This window comes from Haloferax sp. Atlit-10N (assembly GCF_003586325.1).
Classification (GTDB): Archaea; Halobacteriota; Halobacteria; order Halobacteriales; family Haloferacaceae; genus Haloferax; species Haloferax prahovense.
In genome coordinates, this window is sequence record NZ_PSYX01000008.1 from 46226 (window position 1) to 66403 (window position 20178).

Sequence of the window (20178 nt, forward strand, 5' to 3'; positions counted from 1 at the left end):
CTATATCCTGTGCCACGCAAGAACGAGTATGTCTAACAGCGAGTCCCCAGGCGGCCCGCCCTCTTTCGAGGATGCGTTTCGTGGCGACGACGTTGAGCAACGCATCTACGGGACCATTCTCCAGACTCGCGAGCCGACGACAGCAAGCGCCATCGCCGACGTTGCCGACTGTGACCCGAAAACGGCTCGGAAATATCTGGGCTGGTTCAGTGAACTCAGTATCGTCACGCGCCACAATAGCCATCCGGCCACGTACGAGCGCAACGACGCCTACTTCGAGTGGCGGCGAATCAACCAGCTCGCGGCCGACCACTCCGTCGAAGACCTCCAGCAGCGCGTTCGGGAACTGAGCTCGCGGATCGAGGAGTACGAGGACACGTATGGTGCCCCGACGCCAGCGGCCGTTAACGCCGTCGCCGCTGCAGAATCGAGCGACAACCGGACAATCGATGACGTGTACGGTGACCTCGGCGACTGGGCGACCGCTCGGAACGAGCGAACACGTTACGAACGTGCCCGTCAGCAACGCGCGAGCACTGAGACCGAACAGGTATCCGGGTAGCCACATCGATGGTGCCGCCAACAGGGGACGGCGGAAGCCCCGCACCTATCGATCGCCCGATACTCGAGTTCCTACAGACACGTCTACAAGCAACGGATCAGGTCGCAACAGCACGCATCACCGACGCGGGCGGCCATCTCGAACTTCGTGTGACACTCACACCATCGTACTATCCAGACTCCGTCGAGGAGGCGACGCTGGCTGTTCGCTGGTACACGAACGACGACTTCAAAATTCACTACCGGGAGGTTCAGTCAGACCGCTCCTGGGAATGTCGGTGGGATCGCCACCCAAACCCCCACAATACCCGAGACCATTTCCACCCTGCACCGGCTGCTCCTACCCCCGGCGACGACGCTTCGTGGCCGACCGACCATCGCGATGTGCTTCGGCTCGTCCTCGACGAAATTGAAGACCGGATAGCTGCCCTGTGGAGTGAGTAAGGGATGTCCCACAGGTGAGCCTGTATCGCGAACGACTTTGTCACCCCATTGTGAATGAGTAGGTAGAATGGTCGCCATTGAGCACGTCACCCGCCTGAGCGACCGGCGCTCACAGACCTCTTCGGAGACGTTTCCGGACGACACATTGGAAGCGATCCGGTCAGCCGTCGAAGCTGTTTCAACGAGTGTCTTCGAGGATACGGCAAAGCACAAAGAGATCGGGGCATTTGATGCTTCGATTGCTGAGGCACTACCACGGTACGAGTACGAGGGAGACGCCGCCGGCGGCTACAACCCAAACTGCAAGCTCTGGTCGCATCTGGGGTTCAACTACAGCGTCGATCTGTACAACGCTGACGAGCGTATTGCCATCGAGGTCGAGAAGAGTGAGCGGAAGAACATCAGCGACGACCTGCTCAAGTTCCAGAAAGGCTACCGCACCAAGAAGGGCGGCCGGCCGAAGATCGAGTTCGGATGCTTGGTCGTGCCGGTGAACTACCGAGGGTCCGACAACCTCTACCAGCACAGCCTGACCAAGCTCGACTTCATGAAGGGTATCCTGTTCATCGACGACGTCGCCGTCATCGGCTATCGCGACCCGCGACCGGACTGATACTGTCGGCCCTGACTGTTTATTTGCGCCAGGAGGCGTGCAGCGCGCAATAGCGTGCGCTGCGTGACTCACCATGCCTGGTCCCGATCCTCACGACGACACGAGTTGCGACTACGAACAGTTCGAGAAAGAACAACTCGCCCAGGACCGCGACGCCACCAGCGTCGACACGGCGGACGTCGACGACGCGACGGCCCAGCGCCTGGTCAATGACCTCGTCGACGCGGCCGTCGTCACTCCGATTCCCGAGGACCGCGTCCTCGTTCACGAACCGAGTGGCACAGCCTTCGACTCGACGACGCAGCTTGCCGTCTTTCACGGTGGCTGGACGGCCGGCCGCGACGCCGACGGGGAGGGCGAATGATGCAGCAAACCCTCGCCGGCTGTGCCTTCTGTGACGCCCCACCCGGCACCGAGACTGGCGAGGCGCACACCTGGGGACAGGACGAACGGGCCACCCACCCGATCTGCGTTGACTGCGCGATCCAGACAGAGTCAGACCCCGACGAGCGTGACCACGTCGCCTGTGACGGCTGTGGACTGGTCGTCGACACGCTCGCGGCGCTCACCCGGTTCCGGGTCGAACTCGGGCATCTGGAAGGCCCGTTGCAGTTGTGCGCCCGCTGTAGTCCGGGTGGCCTTGCGACGTACTGGACGCGCGACCTCGAGGAGCACATAGTTGAGCAGTAGCTGGCTTCTCACCCGATGGTCGCAGGCACCACCACGTTGAGATATGTCGATACATCTAATACATTCACTGACAAAGGAATACACATGCCCATCGACATCGAGACCTTCGAGTCCTCCCCCGAAGACCGCCTTCAGCACTCCGGAGAGACGAACGCAGACCGCGTGATGCGGTTCCTCGCTGCGCATCCCGATCAGGCGTTCACGCAGAGCGAGATTCGCGACTCAACTGACGTCAAATCAGGGAGCATCAGTGTCGTCCTCTCTCGGCTCGAAGACCGAGGGCTTGTCCGGCACAAGGGCACCTACTGGGCGCTCGGTGAGGTCGATGACGTCGCCGCGTACGCCAGCATGCTCGAGAGTACGCGAGCAGCCAACGACCGCTTCGGTGAGGAGGACATGGACGAGTGGTTGGAGCACGCCGTCGACGACGAGGACGAGGCGACTAAATGAGCTATCAGCGCGGGGATGTCGTCTGGGGGCCGGACCCGTTCAAGTCGGGAGAGAACCCGCGTCCGTGGCTGATCCTCAACAACGACACGCACCCGTTCGGTGACGAGGGGTATATGACGGTCACACTAACGACGACGCTGACTGGGTCGTGAGTGGGATGCCGAGGCAGAGCTACGCCTCGCCGTGGGCCGTCGCGTCGCCGAAGCACGCCGTGATGTTCGACGGCAGGGCCGCCTCGACGAGTCGTTCGTCCAGACCGTCGTCGACGCACTCGAAGCGTATCTCGAATCACCGACCGAGGGCTGACCGATCACGAGACCGTGTACGACATCGAAGAACGAACTGGCAATCCCGCGCACGCATCTGTCGACAGGGCTTGTGAGCGGCTGCTCGACCGTGCGGGTGCCCTGCGCACGGGTCACCCGGATACACATTATTCACCTTAGGTAGGAGAGCGCCTAACTGAGATCAAACATTGCCCAGTCTACTAAGCTAGCATTCCTTGGAGTCGAACTTTATCACCTGATTGCGCTACACTTAGCACACTAACAGGTTAAGGACTTAATCACCTTTGACCGTTTACCGGTAAATCCGATTTAGGAGTTGCTGGTCAATATCGGTGTCCACGAACCCAATTCGGTTCCCAGTTTCGTCGAACTGTGCTCCTCCTTCGTCGATAAGCACATCAACTGCGTCATTGATCCGATTCTTAATATTTGAGCCTGTTCGCTGGTAATTATACAAGCGCGCAATTTCGAGTACGAGATCTTCTCGAGTCATCCGGTTCCCTGCTTTGAGTATTAGATACCCGGCCTTCGCCAACTCCTCAAGAGGAATCTCATCGGCAGACCGACTCGCAGTCTCACTATTCGTTCGCACTTCAATTGAGCCTGGTCGTTCTCCTGGCCAGACGAATCCATCTTGGGTGTAAACCGAATTTTCTCGGGAGAGACTACCAAGAAACCCAATAAGTCTCTTTCGAATGTTCTTCCCAAGTCGCGAAATATTCCACCGGGCAATCGTTGTGCGGAAGATTTTCTCGCGCGGTTCTGGCCCGAACTCATCCACGACACTAACGAGTCCGTTCCCAATATGCTCATTGGGAACCTCATTTAGTGATTTGTCCCCACGAGTTGCAACTTGCGGTTCTTGCCATTCCGTGATGTGGTCTTGGATCCCGCCACGTTCGTCTTCGGGGATGATGTCGACTTCGATTTTCTGAACCTCTCCAACCGCTGTCCCCCCATCAGCAGTTATATTTCCCTCAACAAGATCTGCGACTTTTGATTCAATCGTGTCAATTTCACGGCTCTTGTTCGACGCCCAATCTGGCGACCAAATACGGTGGATATTCCAGCCGAGGTCCTCTAGTACTGCTTGCCGAGTCCGATCACGGTCACGCGCAGTTTTTGAGGAGTGATAGGCAGCGCCGTCACATTCGATTCCGAGTACATACTTCCCTGGTTTCTCTGGGTGTCTGATTGCAAGGTCGATACTGTACCCTGAGCTTTGTACTTGTGTGGAGACATCAAGTCCACGTTTCTCAAGTGCTGTGTAGACTGCTTCTTCGAACTCAGAGTCGAACTGCAGGAACTGGTTTTCTGAATCCGAACGCGTGAGAGCTTTCTCACCGTGTTTAGCATATTCGAGATAGTGTTTGAAATCCTCGACACCACCTTTGTCAGTACGCTGTAAGTCGATATCGCCCGGTTGGAGTGAGGATACAACTTGGATGTATTCTTTGGCGCGTGTGATAGCGACGTTTAGCCGGCGAGCACCGCCCGTTTGGTTGAGTGGACCAAAGTTCATCGATATTTTACCGGCCTCATCTGGCCCATAACCGATACTGAAGATAAGAACGTCCCGCTCGTCACCTTGTACGTTCTCTAGTGGCTTCACGAAGAAGCCTTCAAGTGCATCATCTTCAGCGACGAATGCATCTAGTTCTGGGTTCTGGTCGCGTACTTCTTCTATTGTATCTCGTATGGCTTGTGCTTGCTTCGAACTGAACGCGACGATACCGAGACTCTTTCCTGGACGCTCCTTGATGTGTTGCTGAATTAGTTCAAGGACACGGTCTGCTTCTGGCTGATTCGTGCTGGATCCCCCTCGGTCATACAACCCATCCTCGACATATTCGAAGTCGACACCCATCGCGTCGCTAGTATTATTATCCGGAAACGTCCGTAGGGCGCCGTTGTAGTACTTTGCATTCGAGAACTCAATAAGTTCGTTCGTCCGACTCCGGTAGTGCCAGAGTAACTGTTTCTCCGGGAGGACCGTTGACGCCTCATCGAGAATACTTTCTAAGTCCTCGCGGACACCGTCTGCATTCTCGACGTCAGTTTGGAAGAACGATGTTGGTGGCAGTTGTTTACTGTCCCCTGCGACGATAACTTGCTCACCACGGATAATGCTACTAATAGCGTCCTGAGGCATTATTTGGGAGGCTTCATCGAAAATGACCGTATCAAATTTGATGGACCCATGTCGGACGTACTGGGCGACTGAGAGGGGACTCATCATGAAACATGGCTTGAGTTTTGTGATGAGTGTGGAAGCCTCCTCAAAGAGTTCACGGAGTGGCATATGCCGCCTACTTTTTTGGACCTCACGGCGGAGTGTGACTTGTTCGGAACTACCAGCATGCTGGAGTTCCATCTGTGGACGCCGGTTCGTCACGCGGTGTTGGATTTCCGCTTTCGCGTACTCTCGTTGTTGTTGATCTAGTTGGCGGAATTCATCAACTAAATCGTTGTACTCCGTCGCACTAAACGAATCGAGCCCCGTCTCAGCGTAGACGGCGTTCAGCCACTCAGTATAGAAATTCCGCTTGAAGGTATCGACTAAGTCGCTTGCAGCGCGGTCCTCAGCGAGGTAGATCTTCAAGAATTTGCCTGCTGCTCCGTCAAGAACCTCGTTACGCTTGGCTTTATACTGTATCCAAGATTGTAGGGCATCAACGTTGTGCTGGCGCTCTTCAATCCAAGCAGAGACCTCTTCGAGAACTGCAGTATCGATAGTTGTGCCATTAATGTGAACCTTGGAAAGATCAAAGATCTCTTCAAGATCGGGAATGGTATTCTCCCAACGTACGATTGCCTTGGTCAGTCTGTCGTTGAAGCGTTGAATTTCAACCTCTTCGGACTCAAGGACGAGATCATTCAGTTCTTCGGTGTCGACAAGATCGTTATTAGCGACGGTAGCCACCCATTCTTGGATAGCAACGATGGTGTCCCAATCTGAAGTGTGACCATCGTACAGATGTCCTAACTGGGACGTCAGGCCATCGTATTCGTTGAGCTCCTCCGTGAGTGCGTTAATCTCCATCAGGCGCTTCGTATCAGCGCGCAAGTCCTTGATTGTCGGACTATAGTCCTCGACAGCGTGAGATAAAATCTGCTTCTTCAGCCGTCGATAAGACGGGCTAACGTATCGTAGGATCCCATACTTGCTCAACTCACTATTGAGTTCGGAGGCATTGGTACTGAAGAACGAATCATCGTAGTGTTTGATAAGTTCCGACCGGGCTTCCGCTATCTCTTGACTGTGAGTTGCTAACTCTCGGAGGCGGTCTCTACGCGCGTAAAACTCCTTCTCAAGATGTCTCTCCGAGAGTTCCACCTCAGGAACATCTGCTAGTAGGTCTATTAGTTCGCTTGCATCTCGTAGGTCAGATATCGACGATAGTGAAGTTCCAAGAACAGCTTCAGCATCTGTCCGTATTTCCTGCAGATTCTCGATGGCTGTTGCCGTGTCTCTGAGCGTCGCTTCGACAGACTCAGATGTATCAATTCTCCAACTTTCAATGGTGGCGTACTGCCATAGATGGTTACCATCGCGGTTGAACTCGTGTTCATAGGATGCTAGTGACGCCAGTTGCTCCTCAAGTGACTGGATCTCGGACTGACTGTAGCTTGTCGGATCTCCAAATGAGCTATCGATTCGCGGATAAGTATCGCGCTTTGAGACAATTCCAAACGCTTCGTATGGGGTAATATCCTGCTCTGGCGGTTGGTAGAATAGTTTTTCCTTGTATTGGTTCAGCGTCCGCCTGGTGTCCTCGAGTTTTGTCATAGCCGCACTACGTTCACTGGGGTGCTGGAGTGGGTCAGCAGTTAATTCTCGGCTGAGATCCTCGAGGACTTGCTTCTTGCTGGCTTTTTCGCCATGGGCTTCTAAGCAGAACCGTCCTAGGTCGTTATTATCTAATCGATCTTTCACGACATTAAGGGCAGCCTGCTTTTCACTCACGAACAGGACCGTCTCACCAGCCGCCATTTTTTCCGCGATGATATTGGAAATCGTTTGGCTCTTTCCGGTTCCTGGTGGACCTTGTAGGACGAAGCTCACACCTCGTTTGGCTGCTTCGATCGCTTCTTGTTGGCTGGAGTCTGCATCCAGTACTTGATAGGTGTCTGCTGGTGGGACTTGGCTGTCTAGTTGGCTGGCGCCCGGACTGGGTGCTGGTTCGGGAAGTGCAGATGGATCCCCATTTATTGCTTCGACTAATGGGTCGCTTTTAATTGCGTCACGGTTCTCTTCGAGATCGGTATAGAGACCGAATTTTGAGAAATCAAAGATTCCGAGGATCACCTCAGGCGCGATACGCCATCTGTCAAATCCACTAATGACGTCCTCAATATATGCGAATGCAGTTTCTAACTCACCGATTGAGAAGGCCTTATCTGGTGAGAGTTGAATCCCGCGTTCTGCGCTAAGAAGCTTTCTAAGTGCCGGGTTAACCTGTATCTCGGCATCTTCACTCGTGATTTCGTAATCGTGGCGTTCTGGATTTCGGTTTGTTTCTTCGCTCAGGGTGACTTGAACAAGGAAAAGCGGAGTTCGAAGCTCGGAGTCACTATGGTCGACATCGTACCATCGAAGCGTCCCGAGCGCAAGAAATAACGAGTCAACACCCCGCTCCCGGAGGAATCGTTTTCCATGGAGTCGAATATTGTTTAGTGAGCTCTCAGTTGCGCCATTTGCTCGAATAGACGAGACTTCATCAGACTTGAGATCCGCCGGATCTGCTGGGGACCCACCCTCCTCTTCTTTTTTTGACCGACGAATATAGAGTGGGTTTCGCTCAAAGAGACTGTCTGCAACTGTGAGTGGGTTAGCACGGTGAAACGGTAGCGATTTAGTCTTTGTAGCAGAGAAGTTGACTAAGTTACTGCGCCTCGTCAGGTCCAGTAGTTGTTGCTTCCAACTGTCGATCTTCCGGTCCAACGGATCGGCATCAGTACCTGACTTTGTTTCGGACCTGCTTGTCTCCTCGGTAGCATTCTCGATATCAGATGTATCGATAGTCGTATCCCACATTGGATCAAGGATGTGGCCCCCTGTTGATGTGTCCGACTGCGTCTCATCTGTCGCGTTCTTACCACCCGTGCGGTCCTCAGAAGTGGTACTGCCGTCTGTTGGTGTAGCTAAGAGTGACTCACTAACTGTGTCTGTATCTGTTTCTTCGTCGGTTTTTGTGGACACTTCGAGTTGACTACTATCGTCACTTCCAGAAAATTCATTTTCGTCGGCGCACTGAGCACAGACCCCTATCTCCTCGTGTTCCATCCACGCAGGAAGTGTGCGTTGACATTCGTCACAAGAAAAAGACGTTTTTTCACTCATGTGTGTTTTGAGTAGGTTGTAAGGAAAGTACAGTCAGTATATATGTCTTTGCCGAAGTCGTTCTCTCTTCGACTACTCTTTGGCAGGGTACTGCACAATTAAAGCGGGCTGAAGTTTGGGGGAGGTAGTTAAGTCGCTTTGTTCTAACTCGCGTTTTTGCAGCGGATGTAGTAGAACTACAGAATAGTAAGTAAACGGGAACGCAACCTTCTGTGTCTTGTTCGCCTATTAACGGAGGTCTTGCTTGATGGCTGACTGCTAGGTCGCTTGTCAGTTTGATAGAAAAGACCTCGTGCCGCCTTAACCAACACAAGACAGATAGATTACTTATGTTGGTTAATAACGTAACCTCCTACCAGTCTAACGACGGTCATGAAATGAGTCTATCCACGCCGATAAGCGGTGAGGCACTTCCTATGGACCAAAAGTCCAAGCAAGGCTACCGGAGGCATCGTGTCCTCAGCAATCTCAATCGACTCAACCTCGACCGATTTGACGCCGCGGATCAAGAGCGAGTCGAGACCGCGAGAGACCTCCTAGAAGAAGTGAGCCTTCTCACGCGACTGGACCAGAGCCAGGGCGAACATCCACGCAGACTCCTAACTAGAGTCGTCAACCACGGCTAGCAAGGCACCTCTCGCGTTGGTTTACCGCCCCCGACAGGGGTTCGGGGGCAACCCCGAGAGACTAAGATATGGCCACACTGCAAGCTGCGACGACGTTGGCCGACGCGATTGTATCAGATCCGCAGGCAGTCCGCGAACTCTGTGAGATCTATTTCTTCGGAACACTCAATTGGGAAGTCACCAGCGACGGTGAATTCACCATTGGGGATACGACGACTTCGAAGTGTACGAAGCGCGCGAGAACGGCCTCCTGGACTACGAGAGCGGCATTGTGACCCACGAATTCTTGCGAAAGTTCGCCGGCTACCTCGAAGTCGACGAGGAACTCGATATTCAGACGGACGGATTCACGAAATGTCGCTTCCCCGTGCTGGCCAAGCGGTACGTCATTCGCGACGGCGAGGTTCTGTATGCAAACCTCAATTCCTCCGACCCGATCGACGAGTAGCGTTTTCGTCCCTCCTAAACGGACCCCACGTTTCCGACGTTCTTGACGACCGGCTAGGAGAATCAAATCAGTCGTCTGCACGTGTTTGGGAGGTGAGTTGTGTCGGTACGTTTGGGGGGCGACTGCTCGGGTTGTGCGCACTCCGGCGGGCAGTCCGTTCCTGCCGGGCCCGGGCGTTTCGCGCTGCCGTTGCGTCTGCGACGGACGGGGCACGGTCGCGGGGCCGGGTCGGGCCAAGTGCAGCCACCCGATACCGGTCAGCCCCGAGGGCGGGCCTGCGAGCGCTCGGCCCGCGACCGGGCCGTGACCGAGACCGGGGTGGCTGCATCTTCACCAGCCGTTGCGGCGGCGCTCCCTCGATGCGGTCGCGCCGCCGGCCGGCTGGTTCAGACGTGGCCGCTTGCGCGGTCCGGGCGGGCTGCTCGCCGTTCGGGCACTTGCCCTCACCCCTCGTTCGCCCGGGCTGCGGTGGCTATTGGGGGCTCGCCGTGCTCACCCCCAATATGCCACGGTCCGGGGCTCACTCAGGGCTGGCTGTGCGGCCTGCCGGGCGTGCGCTCAAACTCGGCCGCGACGAGCTGTGGGTCCGCGGGCGTCCAGCCCGCACCGGGCTGCCGCACGAGGCGTTTCCGTTGCGTCTGCGACGGACGGGACAGGCTCGTGCGGGTCCGGGCGCGGTGCTGTTCCAGCGGGTCCTCGCTCTCTGCGGCCTCGCTGTGGCCGTATGCGACGCCGTTCACCACCGTATACCCCCCGGCCGTGCCGCCTCGGCGCCGCGACCGCTGCCGTTGCGTCTGCCGACGGACGGGCGTCGGCGCGGCGCCGACCCGCGGTGACCGGTTGGGTATATGGTGGTGACCGCGCGCTCACCTCGAGGTTCACCCCCCGCACTCGTCTGTGGGGGTGCCGTCGGTGTCGCGCCGCGCCGGACAGGGTCCGGCGTGAAGGCGCGGCGCGGGCACCTCGGTGACGGCGTCATCGGTCGACGTCGGAGCCGTGGCTCAAGTGTTGGTTCGTGAGAATCCCGCGAGTGAGGTCGCGGGAGTCGGCGCGTTAGCGCCTTCAGGAACTACAATGTCTAGTAACAACTCCAATCGCAAGGTAGTTTCGGTGGCTGAACAGGCGTTCGAGCAAGCGGATGAGACGACAGTCGACGAAGACGGCTTCGAGGTTGTCGACGAGACGCCGCAGTTTCAGGCGACGGTGCAACAGGAAATCCAAGCAAAGGTGGATGCGAACCACCCAGATGGGATCGCAGACACGAGCGACGAGCGGATCGACGGCGTGACGTTGGCCCAAGAAGAGCGCATTCGAGCGCGGGAAGCTGAACTCGAACGGATTAGTGCCCGTGCGGAACTGGGCTCGCAAGAGGGTCGTGAGGCGCGGTCGCGGATGATTGCGGCCGAGCGGAGCGCTGCGCGACGGCGGCAGTTCCAGAAGCGGGCGGCGAGTGTGAATCCGATGGCTGACCCCGACCGGGCAGATCCCCGGACGGAGCTGACCCAAGCACAGTTGGGCGCGGTGAACTCTCAGGCAAAACGGTTAGCGGAGAAGCTGGATGGCTGGTCGCGAGCGGCGATCAGTCGGCGGCTGAGCGTGGCGGTGTTGGGTGGCAAGGACATGATGTCGGCGGCAGTGAGCGTGTTCGAGGAACTCGAAGGTGCACCGGGGACGATGGTGCCGATCGGGAAACTGGAGGGTGTGTCGCGACGCGAGGTGTGTGTTGAAGGGACGCTGACGACGATGTGGGAGTCAGAGTCGCCGGCGATTCAGCAAGCGGGGCTCCTCGAAGACGAAAGCGGGCAGGTGAAGCTGACGAGTTGGAAAGCCTCGGACGTGCCGTGGATTCGCGAGGGTGAACGCGTGCGGATTCACGGGGCAGCGCGGAACTGGTACGACGGGCGCGTCTCGATTGCCCTGACGGGGTGGACGACCGTGATGTTCCCCGAGCGCGACGCTTGGTGGGACGCCTAACGGCGCGAGGCAGCCCTCTTTTTTGTTGGTGGCCGGGCCGACCCAGACCCCACCGCCCCACCCTCCGCTCCGTGCTCGCAGACGCTGCGCGCGCAGCCACGACCTCTAGAACTCTTTTTGACGTCACGGTGGGGATTGGTGCCTTCGATATTCACCAATGAAAGTGACTGTTAAACTGGGGTATCACTATCATGACTATTACCCTGTCTCTCCACCGACTAGCATGCTTCGGGGGAACCAACAAGGGCTGAATCGACGACAGGCACTCCGAATTTTCGGGACCTCATTTGCGATTGGAACTGCAGCTCTCCGCGCGGGTCGCCCCGTTACTGCTCGTGCGCCAGCAGAGCCGTCATGGCCAACGTTCCAGTTTGACAATGGGCGGTCCGGATACAACCCGCACGGGAGACGTCCCACAGGCAAACTCACAAAAGTATGGGAAACGACTGACGGATCATTCTCGAGCAGTCCAGCCGTCGCCGGAGAACTGCTGTATCACGGGACAGCCGCGAAAGGCCTCTTCGCCTATGATGCCGAGGACGGGAGTACCGTCTGGAACAGTCCGACCAACGGGCGAATCGGTCCCTCAAGACCAACGGTAGCCAACGGAGTTGTCTATATTGGCGATTGGGAGCATATCTTCTATGCATTCGATAGCACCACTGGCAGTGAACGCTGGCGCTACGATGCTGGTGCGATACTTAATCATGATTCAGTTGTTGCTGATGGGGTGGTGTATTTTAGTGACGCGAATGGGGTTATTCACGCGGTTTCAGCAGCTGACGGGACTCCTATCTGGAGTCTCGACACCGGCTTTGGAATCACATCACTTGCGATGAGTGATGGGGGTATTTTCTTCGGGGGGTCTAATTCACGGATCTCTCGGCTCGACGCAGCAACTGGCGTGGTCGAGTGGTCTCATCCTGTTCCGTACTCTCCACGACACATTGTCCTCGTCGATGGGATTGTGTATGTTGGTGGCTGGCCGTATCTCGCGACCTACGACGCAGTCGATGGAACAGAACGCTGGCGTGTCTATGTCGGGACAATCTCCAACTCGCCAGCGATTTCTGATCGACTCATCTATCTTGGCTCTACCAACAACCAACTACTTGCACTTGATCGAGCGACTGGTGAAGAACAATGGGCCTTCAGCGTTGGTGACCACCCGATTCAAGGAATTGTCTCGTCGCCTGCTGTTGTCCAAAACCGTGTGTATTTCGGCGGCTACGACAGGTACGTATACGAACTCCATGCACGGACAGGTAAGCTGATGTGGTCATTCGACACCGGTACTGAGATCACAGGGTCGCCAGCTGTCGTTAACCGGCGTCTCTATATCGGGAGCCGCTTGGGTGGTATGTACGCATTCGGTTGATGAACAACACCGACTCTATACTGGACTCACAGTTCACCACGGGTTTCATCGTGTCGGGTAAAGTCGACGATCTAAGTCTAGTGGGCTCTGTTGAAATCCTAAGCCCCTGATGGTTTGTCGAAGGCGTGCTGAATAGAGGGCGCAAGTCGGTCACGCAACTGCCACACCTTACAGTGGCCCAGACAACTAGCAACCCAGCCATTGATTCCGCTAAATTAGCGAATTGAGGTGGATTTGACCGTGGTTATATGATTCTTCACAGACAACATACTGACAATGGCTACCAAGATGGCGTCTCGGCTCGAAGAATATTTCGAGGAAAGGACAAACGGCAATCTTCGGAGCATCGTGAAGTACAACCAAGACAGTCACGACGTCGTTTACTTGCGAGATGACGTGGCTGTCCGATACACAGAGGACGACATTAAAAAAGCGGTTGACGAGTCACGGCTGGACTCGTTGACTGCACCGGTCTACAAGGACACGTTTGCAGAGGACCACGGCGAATTGACGTGCTTGGTCCAGTGCTTCGAGAACGTCATCGAGATGAACTTCGTCCTCCGAGATGGGGTCGGTGCAGCTGTCGCTTTAGACGCAGAGGCATTTGCGGAGACTCAAGGTATCGTAGCTGAGGCCCGGAAGATCGTCATCGAAGAGCGCGAGTAGTCTTCTGTACCCAAGAATGTGAACGGTGTGAGAGTCGAGCTTCTTCCTTGCTTCTGTCGGTCTCAATTCCCGAGATGTAACCTATCTATACTCTCGAATGCTGGCTTCACTCTCTGTATGTTGCACGCACTTCCTGTCACAGTCTGAGGATTTCAACGGGGTCGATCCAACGTAATAGGAGACGCTAGTCTCACTCGTACGGACAGTCGACGAAAACAGTCACTCGTCTCGTACAGTTAGGTGGTGAGTTCGCTTGTATACTGTTGTTCCCAGTCGTCACGGGCTTCGATTTCTCGGCGACCTCTGGCTGTGATCGCGTAGACGTTCGTTCGGCGGTCCTTTTCGCCTTTGTCGAGCAGTCCCTTCTCGACGAGTGTATCGAGATTGGGATACAGCCGGCCGTGGTGGATCTCGGTTTCGTAGTAGTCCTCGAGTTGGTCTTTGATTGCGAGGCCGTGTGGCTCGTCCAAGCCAGCGGTAACGTACAGCAGGTCGCGTTGGAACCCGGTCAAGTCGTACATTTTGCTGTCCGTAGCTAGTTTAAGAATACATATACATTTGTTGGCCATCGGCCGGGTTTCAGAGTGACCTCGCTGGACGAACGTTTATATCGGAAGATACAGCCACGACGCGGTATGCCGCCCTCCCGTGACCCGGCCGTGGAACTTCGACTGAACGAAGACGCTCGTTGGTGAGGTGCAAGTAGCATTCGGCCACGTCCTGCTGCGATTGAAAACGGGCTTGAGACGAACTTTCCCACACGAGAGTTAAGCACCGCGTGAGATGGCGTTGAATACCGTTCAAAGAAAGGGTACGGACGAAGTACTATCGCTAAAAAAGCTCAAAGCGGTGCTGAGTGTACGGAATCTGACTGTTGGGGGACGTCCCAAACGCTAAGCTTTAACATTGTTGGGGTTGTACCACAACATAGGAGAACGATGCCTGCAAGGGTTGTGTACCGGGACGAAAACGAGAAGCCAGATGGAAGTCGGTATGAGATGGTCGCGTGGCAGGTTCCCTCAAGCGAAGACTTCCCGCAGGGACTGAAATACAGCTTTCAGTACATGGACGCTGACGGCGACACACTCCTGCGGTATGATAACTCGCCGTACCACTTGGATGTTGGTCGACACCACCGACATACACCCGAGGGCGACATCACGAAGTTGGAGTTCACAGGGCTGTCCGACCTAGTCAACGATTTCCAAACCGAGGTGAACGAGATCTATGAGCAACGAACCAACTGATACTGAACCGACGCACGACGAATTCACTCCCGACCCGGACGAGGTCGAGTACCCTTCGACTCTCCGTATCACGTCGCTCCCAGCAGAACAGGCACAGGCGGCGGCTCTTGAGCGGGCCGAACGGTGGGAGCAGGGTGAAGAGGTACCGCATGTCGTCAACTTCGAGGATCGGACGCGGCTCCGCCAACTGCTAACTGACCGGCGGATGGAACTCCTCGAAGAGGTGATGGAACGCCCGCCCGAGAGTATCCGCGCACTGGCTAGTCGCTTGGAGCGCGACGTCCACGATGTGCACGACGATCTACACCTACTAGCCGAGTACGACATCGTCCACTTCGAGAAGGATGGTCGCGCAAAGAAGCCGTACGTCCCCTACGATACGGTCCGGATTGAGGTTGAGTTCGGTCTGCCGCGTGATGAGGGGTCTTCGTCGCCCGCATCAGCGTAGCCGGAGATTCGCGGTTACGATTTTCTTGAACCTGTTGAAACCTTCTTGGTGCTCCCGGTGGTACGACGCTGCTGGGACGCAGATTACTGAGGACTCCCGTCGTGAACGGTTGCTCTCGGACTCGGAGACGTGGATTGTCCCGGCGATTGCGCTTCGGCGAGCGTCTGTTGATGTCTCGCCGTCACAGTCGTCGTCAGCCTCGCCAACACGGCAACGGCTCCGCTGTCAGTCCTGTGGTGAGCAGACACCGCATCGGTTCGACTCACGCGACGACAGCCCATCCGCAGCGTGGGCTGGAGAGCCTGTCTGGCGGTGCTCCGTGTGTCGAACACCGCGCTATGGGGGCGGACTGTTGGAGTAAGTCCCTTTGCAGAGGGTTGACGCACAGATTTATTATAAGCTGTTGCATAAAATCAGATAGTGTCCGAGAATACAGAACAAGGGATAAATATCTGTTTGCCAGTTGATCCACGTGGCGACACGGGAGTGTTTCGGTTGCGTGCGGCCGATGACGTGGTACGCCACCTCATTGATGCACACCAGTCCGAGTTCACACTCAAAGAATTGAGTGAGATAACAGACCGGAGTCGGTCGACAGTTTGGCGAGCAGTTGAGTTCCTTGAAGCTCTTGATATCGTACAGGTTCGACAGACAACACAGCGCAAGTACGTCTCGATCAACCCCGCTCGACTGCAGAAAGACGACCCTGTTCTCGGGATTCCACAAGTTGAGTATCACGCACCGGTTCGAGCGTTCGTTGAACGGGTTAACGCCGCAATCGAACAGACAGATGCAGTCACGAACGTACTCGGCATTCTCGTCTTTGGCAGTGTCGCCCGTGGTGAAGCCGACCGCAAAAGCGACATTGACGTCTTTGTGCTCGTTGAGGGTGACCGGACTATCGCGCGACGCGTCATCTCGACGGTGGCCGCTGACTTGGGCGAAGAACGGTTCGACGGCGACCGCTACACGTTTGAACCGTTTGTCGAGTCCGAAGCAAGCGCACTTCGAGCGAGCGAGAAACTCCACGAGATCTTTCGCGACGGTGTCACCGTCTATGGTGACGCGGAGTTCCAACATGTCCGGACGGCGGTGATGACCGATGAGTAGTACTCGAATCGAGACGCTCGTTGATGAAGTGCAAGCCGCATTCGACCATCGTCCTAGTACGATTGAATCTGGACTTGAGACGAACGAAGCAGATATCCTTCAGTTGCGGAAGTCATGTCGTCTCCTCGCTGGTGCGACGGTGCTTCTAGAACAGGGCTTCTACACACTCGTGATTGAGGCGTCGTTCGTCGCGATTGAGCGTGTGATTGAATTCAAACTGCTCGAGGGAGGTCTCGAACCTCGTGACCTCCCCGGTACACATCCAGGTGTGTATACAGAAGCGGCGAGACGCGGTATTATCTCGCACCATGTCGCTGAGAATCTCCAGGACCTCTGGCGGAATCACCGCGCCAAAACCTACTATCAGGATGGGCTTGCTTCAAAAAGCCGTGCGGAGAAACTGTTCGAACTCGCACGAGAGACACACGAATACGTAGTGAACCAATCCACAAAGAAATACGAGTGCATTTGCTAAGTAGGGGGATACCACCGGTTCAGGAATTCTGCTTTGGATTCTGAGGGACGATTTCATAGACTCACGGGACACCCACCACCGTTTCAGTATCTCTCCGGAGTCATGGATGGGGCCGGGGCCAGAACACTACTCACAGTTGGTTAGTCTCGCTGACTGAGCGCGTATTTTATTGCGCCGGCGATGGGCGCCGGCGCAGGGGGTCGGACAGACATCGACTCCTGAGTTGGCGAGGTAACGACGAATGCACCAGATAATCTACGCACTCGTGACTGCATCGACAACAGACCAAGCCCTCTCGCGGGCCGCTGACGTCTTCGACCAACTGGCGGGTGCTGCCCCGCACGCCGAGGCGGTGTTCGACTACTATGTGACGTTCGATGACGACTCAACAACGGTCGCCGGCAGCGCCCGGTGGGGTGACCTCCCGGTTGCAGTGCCCGTTGACTCAGAAGACGGCCAGGAACTCCTCGAGCGCGGGTGGCAGGCGACGACACGCGAGTTCGAGCGGAATCTTGAGCGTGTTCGAGAGGGCGTTGACGACCTTGACGCCGCGGCGATTATGCGCGATGAGGACCTCGTCAGACATGCGTGCCACAATCTCGGGGCGTACCGTGGGCCGGCGGTGTACCTCTACGACGAGTTCGCTGACGGGGTTCGGCACCGCGAGCGACTTGAGCAGCTCGTCGGGTCGAACGACCATCTGTGGATCGTTCCCGCTGATGTCCATTACTGACTTTGGAGGCTGTGGCCAATGGCACTCCTGAGAGAACCGCTTTCTGATCGTGGTACCGCTGTTCGAATCGTCGTCGACGACGCGGCTGACAACTATCGCCATCGCGTCAAGTACACGTCGCTGTCCAGCGGTGTGGTGACTGACGAGTGGGCTGTGTTCGGTGGGAGCGTCGGCTACGGCGCGACGGAGAGTGAGAGTACATTTCGTCTGTCTCACCGCATGCGACGTCTCACTTGGATTCAACCTCTTTGCGGGCGTCGATGATTATCTGTGGGTCGAGGTCAAGCTCATACTCATAGCGGCGGCCACCTCTCTCACCGTCATTCTGTTCAGACCGCTGCAAGAAGCCAAGCATATGGAGGTCAGAGAGGTGATCTTGAATACTCTTTAGCGTCGTAAGAGGTTCTGAACCCCACTCTTTCGTGACTTGCTCGTAGTACGTTTTAATCTCCTTCGAGCGAGCGGGAGTCTTTTTCTTCTGTTCGAGATGTGCAATTGTTTCAAGAATATACTGTGCATGGTCCGTCTGATCACGGACTCGGTTACTCAACCGCCCACGTTGAACGAGTTCTTTCGCGCTCTCGATGTGGTTGTCTTCTACTTTCTCGTCTTCATTTTTTTCGGCGACCTTTGCACCGACTCGGAGAAGGTCAATCGCCTGTCGCGCATTTCCCATATCCTTTGCAGAGATTGCAGACGCCATGGCGATGGCCGACCGATCACACGCGCCGTCAACGAACGCTCGGTCAGCGCGGTCACGGAGAATCGTTTGCAGTTCGTCCGCATTGTATGGGCTGAACGAGATCTCGTTTTCCATCAGCGTGTCTTTGACCTTCGACGAAAGTGACTGTCTAAACGTGTAGTTGTTGCTAATCCCGATAACACCAACCTGAGAGTTCGTGATATGCCCGTTGGATGAGGCCCGTGGGAGCTCATAGAGGAGTGTGTTCACATCGTCGAGGTGATCAATCTCATCGAACACCAAGAAGTGCGTCCCACCGACTCGGTCGAGTTGCCGGTAGAGTTCTTCGAACGCGTCGCTAGTCCCGAGACCACGCTTTGGAAACTCACTCGCGTTTTCTGGGAGCAAACTATTCACAAGCTGCCTAACGACTACGAACAACGTCTTGCCGTTGCAGTTTAACTCGTGAATGTAGAGGTCGTCTGCTTGTTTTCGCTCCTCTGCTTCCGCTTTGAGAGCGTTCATCATGTACGTCGTAACAGCCGTCTTTCCGAGTCCGGCTTTCCCGTAGAGCATGATGTTTTCTGGAGCTCTCCCGAACAGAACATCCTGCAAGGCGTATCGGTACTCTTCGATCTCTTCGTCTCGTTCGAGAATTTCTTCTGGTTGATAATCTTCGGTGAGGACACTCTTATCGGAGAAAATAGTGTCCTCAAGGTCACTAAATGGGCCCGACATAACATATTGTGTGAGTGTTTGAGTAATAAAACCTTGTTTCGTTTGTCTCGTCTGTCTTCTCATGGAGTGTCGCATCGGGCTAAAATCGGAGCACTACTCCTCATTCACTAGAGGAAGACAGACGAAATGTACTCTCTCTATCGTCCTCTTGTACCTTCCAGCGTAGTGTGGCAGACAGACGAAACGTACTCTCACCCTCCCACTTCCACGATTGTATTCACGAGCTCGCAACCCCTCTGATGTGTCTCATTCAGCACTATTGAGCGTTCAGCAGGTCTACACTACGGCGTTGTTTTTGCGCCGCCCGAAGGGGCGGAGGCGCAGTAACAGATGTCGATTCCAACGCTGGCAGCTGAGTTGTCTCGTTTTCCCCACCACTTGCCCACGATGCTCGCTAAGGTGGTGAGCATCTGATGAGTCTTGAGCGTGTGTGCCGCCACGACGAGGCGCTGTTCGAGTTTTTGTGGTGTCCGGTGTGTGGCACGGAAGCGTTCACGCACATTCCGTTTGAGGGAGTGTTCTGCACAGAGTGCAATACCAGCGTGACGTGCCGTGAGGCGCCTGAGTCGCGTGGCTACGATGAGGCGGTCATCATCACATTCGACGCGACGACGACGTGGAATCTCCACGTTGACGAAAAACTTCGCCGGCCGCTTCCCGACGACGAAGCATGCGTTAAGATTCTCGGTGCGCCCGGTGACTACCACGTCGATTGGTGGGCACCAACCACGACCGAAGACTGGACACCAGTCGAGCGCAACGAGTTCGCTGACGAATCCGAACCGGAGGAAGTGTCGCACCTCGCATAGCGTCGGTCGGGAGACCCGTCGTTATTTTTTGCGCCCGTGATGGGTGCGGGCTGAAGACACAGTCCGTGTGACGTGATTTCCATGAGTCACCAACAAACAGAGTCAGACGTGTCAATCGATCAGGTTCCGGTCGACCTCGACCTCGTGCATCGTTCGGAGTTCACCCGAGCCGACGTTCCCGATGAAATCGAGTCGATTTCGTGGGACCTTCTGAGTGAACAACCGCCGACGAATCCGCTCGTTGTGCTCAAAGCCGCTCGCTGGTGGTACATCCACGGCACAGGTGAGTCCGATCCCGTGTACTGCTGGGCGATTGAGTGGGTTCGCCACCTCACAACCGGTGAATCGACTGCAAGCGGCCTGTTCGGCGAGTGTCGACAGTACCTTCGGAGCCTCGAGTGCGAGGACACCGACCAGTAGTTCGCCCCGCTGTTTTTTGTGCGCCCCAGAGGGGT

General features: G+C 55.8%; 19 protein-coding genes and 2 pseudogenes. 18 read left to right on the forward strand and 3 right to left on the reverse strand.

The window, feature by feature from the left end:
• Positions 1-28 precede the first annotated feature (28 nt).
• The 7 genes and pseudogenes from C5B91_RS18180 to C5B91_RS23095 all read left to right on the forward strand — a co-directional run bounded on the left by C5B91_RS18180 (position 29) and on the right by C5B91_RS23095 (position 3064).
• Positions 29-562 (forward strand): sugar-specific transcriptional regulator TrmB, encoded by a 534-nt coding sequence (locus tag C5B91_RS18180; RefSeq protein WP_115819449.1) that lies wholly within the window; start codon positions 29-31, stop codon positions 560-562.
• An 8-nt stretch (positions 563-570) separates the two neighbouring features.
• Positions 571-1005: a hypothetical protein gene (locus C5B91_RS23090; protein WP_115819450.1), complete on the forward strand. Its 435-nt coding sequence runs from the start codon at positions 571-573 to the stop codon at positions 1003-1005.
• A gap of 67 nt (positions 1006-1072) precedes the next feature.
• On the forward strand, positions 1073-1618 hold the full coding sequence (locus tag C5B91_RS18190; RefSeq protein ID WP_115819451.1) for a hypothetical protein: 546 nt from the start codon (positions 1073-1075) through the stop codon (positions 1616-1618).
• A 73-nt stretch (positions 1619-1691) separates the two neighbouring features.
• Positions 1692-1982 (forward strand): hypothetical protein, encoded by a 291-nt coding sequence (locus tag C5B91_RS18195; RefSeq protein WP_115819452.1) that lies wholly within the window; start codon positions 1692-1694, stop codon positions 1980-1982.
• Complete coding sequence (locus tag C5B91_RS18200) at positions 1982-2308, forward strand: hypothetical protein (RefSeq protein ID WP_115819788.1); 327 nt, start codon at positions 1982-1984, stop codon at positions 2306-2308. The genes C5B91_RS18195 and C5B91_RS18200 overlap by 1 nt, the downstream gene beginning before the upstream one ends.
• A gap of 84 nt (positions 2309-2392) precedes the next feature.
• On the forward strand, positions 2393-2758 hold the full coding sequence (locus C5B91_RS18205; RefSeq protein ID WP_115819453.1) for a MarR family transcriptional regulator: 366 nt from the start codon (positions 2393-2395) through the stop codon (positions 2756-2758).
• Positions 2755-3064, forward strand: a pseudogene (locus tag C5B91_RS23095) (hypothetical protein). Before C5B91_RS18205 ends, C5B91_RS23095 begins: the two are co-directional and overlap by 4 nt.
• Before the next feature lie 273 nt (positions 3065-3337).
• On the opposite strand, the gene C5B91_RS18215 reads toward C5B91_RS23095, so the two are convergent.
• On the reverse strand, positions 3338-8389 hold the full coding sequence (locus tag C5B91_RS18215; protein ID WP_115819454.1) for a DUF4011 domain-containing protein: 5052 nt from the start codon (positions 8387-8389) through the stop codon (positions 3338-3340).
• Positions 8390-9083: 694 nt separating this feature from the next.
• Here C5B91_RS18215 and C5B91_RS18225 point away from each other — a divergent pair.
• The 4 genes and pseudogenes from C5B91_RS18225 (at position 9084) to C5B91_RS18245 (ending at position 13481) form a co-directional block, all read left to right on the forward strand.
• Positions 9084-9463 (forward strand): annotated as a pseudogene (locus tag C5B91_RS18225) (hypothetical protein).
• 1074 nt (positions 9464-10537) lie between these two features.
• A complete protein-coding gene (locus C5B91_RS18235) occupies positions 10538-11437 on the forward strand; it encodes an SOSS complex subunit B family protein (protein WP_115819456.1) in 900 nt (299 codons plus the stop codon).
• Positions 11438-11660: 223 nt separating this feature from the next.
• The gene (locus C5B91_RS18240) at positions 11661-12815 is read left to right on the forward strand and encodes a PQQ-binding-like beta-propeller repeat protein (RefSeq protein WP_115819457.1); all 1155 of its coding nucleotides are present in this window, start codon (positions 11661-11663) and stop codon (positions 12813-12815) included.
• Between the two features lie 276 nt (positions 12816-13091).
• Positions 13092-13481: a hypothetical protein gene (locus C5B91_RS18245; RefSeq protein WP_004968161.1), complete on the forward strand. Its 390-nt coding sequence runs from the start codon at positions 13092-13094 to the stop codon at positions 13479-13481.
• 236 nt (positions 13482-13717) lie between these two features.
• Here C5B91_RS18245 and C5B91_RS18250 read toward each other — a convergent pair whose 3' ends face one another.
• Complete coding sequence (locus C5B91_RS18250; protein ID WP_004062180.1) at positions 13718-14002, reverse strand: PadR family transcriptional regulator; 285 nt, start codon at positions 14000-14002, stop codon at positions 13718-13720.
• A 417-nt stretch (positions 14003-14419) separates the two neighbouring features.
• Between C5B91_RS18250 and C5B91_RS18255 the strand changes: the two genes are divergently transcribed.
• The 5 genes from C5B91_RS18255 (at position 14420) to C5B91_RS18275 (ending at position 17494) form a co-directional block, all read left to right on the forward strand.
• Positions 14420-14728, forward strand: coding sequence for a DUF6516 family protein (locus C5B91_RS18255; RefSeq protein ID WP_049896049.1), 309 nt, complete (start codon positions 14420-14422; stop codon positions 14726-14728).
• Complete coding sequence (locus C5B91_RS18260) at positions 14709-15176, forward strand: transcriptional regulator (protein ID WP_004062178.1); 468 nt, start codon at positions 14709-14711, stop codon at positions 15174-15176. The genes C5B91_RS18255 and C5B91_RS18260 overlap by 20 nt, the downstream gene beginning before the upstream one ends.
• A gap of 420 nt (positions 15177-15596) precedes the next feature.
• Positions 15597-16286, forward strand: coding sequence for a nucleotidyltransferase domain-containing protein (locus C5B91_RS18265; RefSeq protein ID WP_115819458.1), 690 nt, complete (start codon positions 15597-15599; stop codon positions 16284-16286).
• Positions 16279-16761 carry a hypothetical protein gene (locus tag C5B91_RS18270; protein WP_115819459.1) on the forward strand — a complete coding sequence of 161 codons (483 nt, stop codon included), beginning with the start codon at positions 16279-16281 and terminating at the stop codon, positions 16759-16761. Before C5B91_RS18265 ends, C5B91_RS18270 begins: the two co-directional genes overlap by 8 nt.
• A 241-nt stretch (positions 16762-17002) precedes the next feature.
• Complete coding sequence (locus C5B91_RS18275) at positions 17003-17494, forward strand: hypothetical protein (protein ID WP_115819460.1); 492 nt, start codon at positions 17003-17005, stop codon at positions 17492-17494.
• Positions 17495-17723: 229 nt separating this feature from the next.
• On the opposite strand, the gene C5B91_RS18285 is transcribed toward C5B91_RS18275, so the two are convergent.
• Complete coding sequence (locus C5B91_RS18285) at positions 17724-18914, reverse strand: orc1/cdc6 family replication initiation protein (protein ID WP_115819462.1); 1191 nt, start codon at positions 18912-18914, stop codon at positions 17724-17726.
• Between the two features lie 413 nt (positions 18915-19327).
• Here C5B91_RS18285 and C5B91_RS18290 point away from each other — a divergent pair, with 413 nt between their 5' ends.
• On the forward strand, positions 19328-19723 hold the full coding sequence (locus tag C5B91_RS18290; RefSeq protein ID WP_115819463.1) for a hypothetical protein: 396 nt from the start codon (positions 19328-19330) through the stop codon (positions 19721-19723).
• Between the two features lie 81 nt (positions 19724-19804).
• Positions 19805-20143: a hypothetical protein gene (locus tag C5B91_RS18295; RefSeq protein WP_013035091.1), complete on the forward strand. Its 339-nt coding sequence runs from the start codon at positions 19805-19807 to the stop codon at positions 20141-20143.
• Positions 20144-20178 lie beyond the last annotated feature (35 nt).

Coding starts and splice junctions, on each gene's coding strand:
- C5B91_RS18255 (WP_049896049.1), top strand. CDS start 14,420: ATGCCTGCAAGGGTTGTGTACCGGGACGAAAACGAGAAGCCAGATGGA.
- C5B91_RS18200 (WP_115819788.1), top strand. CDS start 1,982: ATGCAGCAAACCCTCGCCGGCTGTGCCTTCTGTGACGCCCCACCCGGC.
- C5B91_RS18240 (WP_115819457.1), top strand. CDS start 11,661: ATGCTTCGGGGGAACCAACAAGGGCTGAATCGACGACAGGCACTCCGA.
- C5B91_RS18260 (WP_004062178.1), top strand. CDS start 14,709: ATGAGCAACGAACCAACTGATACTGAACCGACGCACGACGAATTCACT.
- C5B91_RS18275 (WP_115819460.1), top strand. CDS start 17,003: ATGCACCAGATAATCTACGCACTCGTGACTGCATCGACAACAGACCAA.
- C5B91_RS18245 (WP_004968161.1), top strand. CDS start 13,092: ATGGCTACCAAGATGGCGTCTCGGCTCGAAGAATATTTCGAGGAAAGG.
- C5B91_RS18250 (WP_004062180.1), bottom strand. CDS start 14,002: ATGTACGACTTGACCGGGTTCCAACGCGACCTGCTGTACGTTACCGCT.
- C5B91_RS18295 (WP_013035091.1), top strand. CDS start 19,805: ATGAGTCACCAACAAACAGAGTCAGACGTGTCAATCGATCAGGTTCCG.
- C5B91_RS18290 (WP_115819463.1), top strand. CDS start 19,328: ATGAGTCTTGAGCGTGTGTGCCGCCACGACGAGGCGCTGTTCGAGTTT.
- C5B91_RS23090 (WP_115819450.1), top strand. CDS start 571: ATGGTGCCGCCAACAGGGGACGGCGGAAGCCCCGCACCTATCGATCGC.
- C5B91_RS18180 (WP_115819449.1), top strand. CDS start 29: ATGTCTAACAGCGAGTCCCCAGGCGGCCCGCCCTCTTTCGAGGATGCG.
- C5B91_RS18285 (WP_115819462.1), bottom strand. CDS start 18,914: ATGTCGGGCCCATTTAGTGACCTTGAGGACACTATTTTCTCCGATAAG.
- C5B91_RS18270 (WP_115819459.1), top strand. CDS start 16,279: ATGAGTAGTACTCGAATCGAGACGCTCGTTGATGAAGTGCAAGCCGCA.
- C5B91_RS18195 (WP_115819452.1), top strand. CDS start 1,692: ATGCCTGGTCCCGATCCTCACGACGACACGAGTTGCGACTACGAACAG.
- C5B91_RS18205 (WP_115819453.1), top strand. CDS start 2,393: ATGCCCATCGACATCGAGACCTTCGAGTCCTCCCCCGAAGACCGCCTT.
- C5B91_RS18215 (WP_115819454.1), bottom strand. CDS start 8,389: ATGAGTGAAAAAACGTCTTTTTCTTGTGACGAATGTCAACGCACACTT.
- C5B91_RS18235 (WP_115819456.1), top strand. CDS start 10,538: ATGTCTAGTAACAACTCCAATCGCAAGGTAGTTTCGGTGGCTGAACAG.
- C5B91_RS18190 (WP_115819451.1), top strand. CDS start 1,073: ATGGTCGCCATTGAGCACGTCACCCGCCTGAGCGACCGGCGCTCACAG.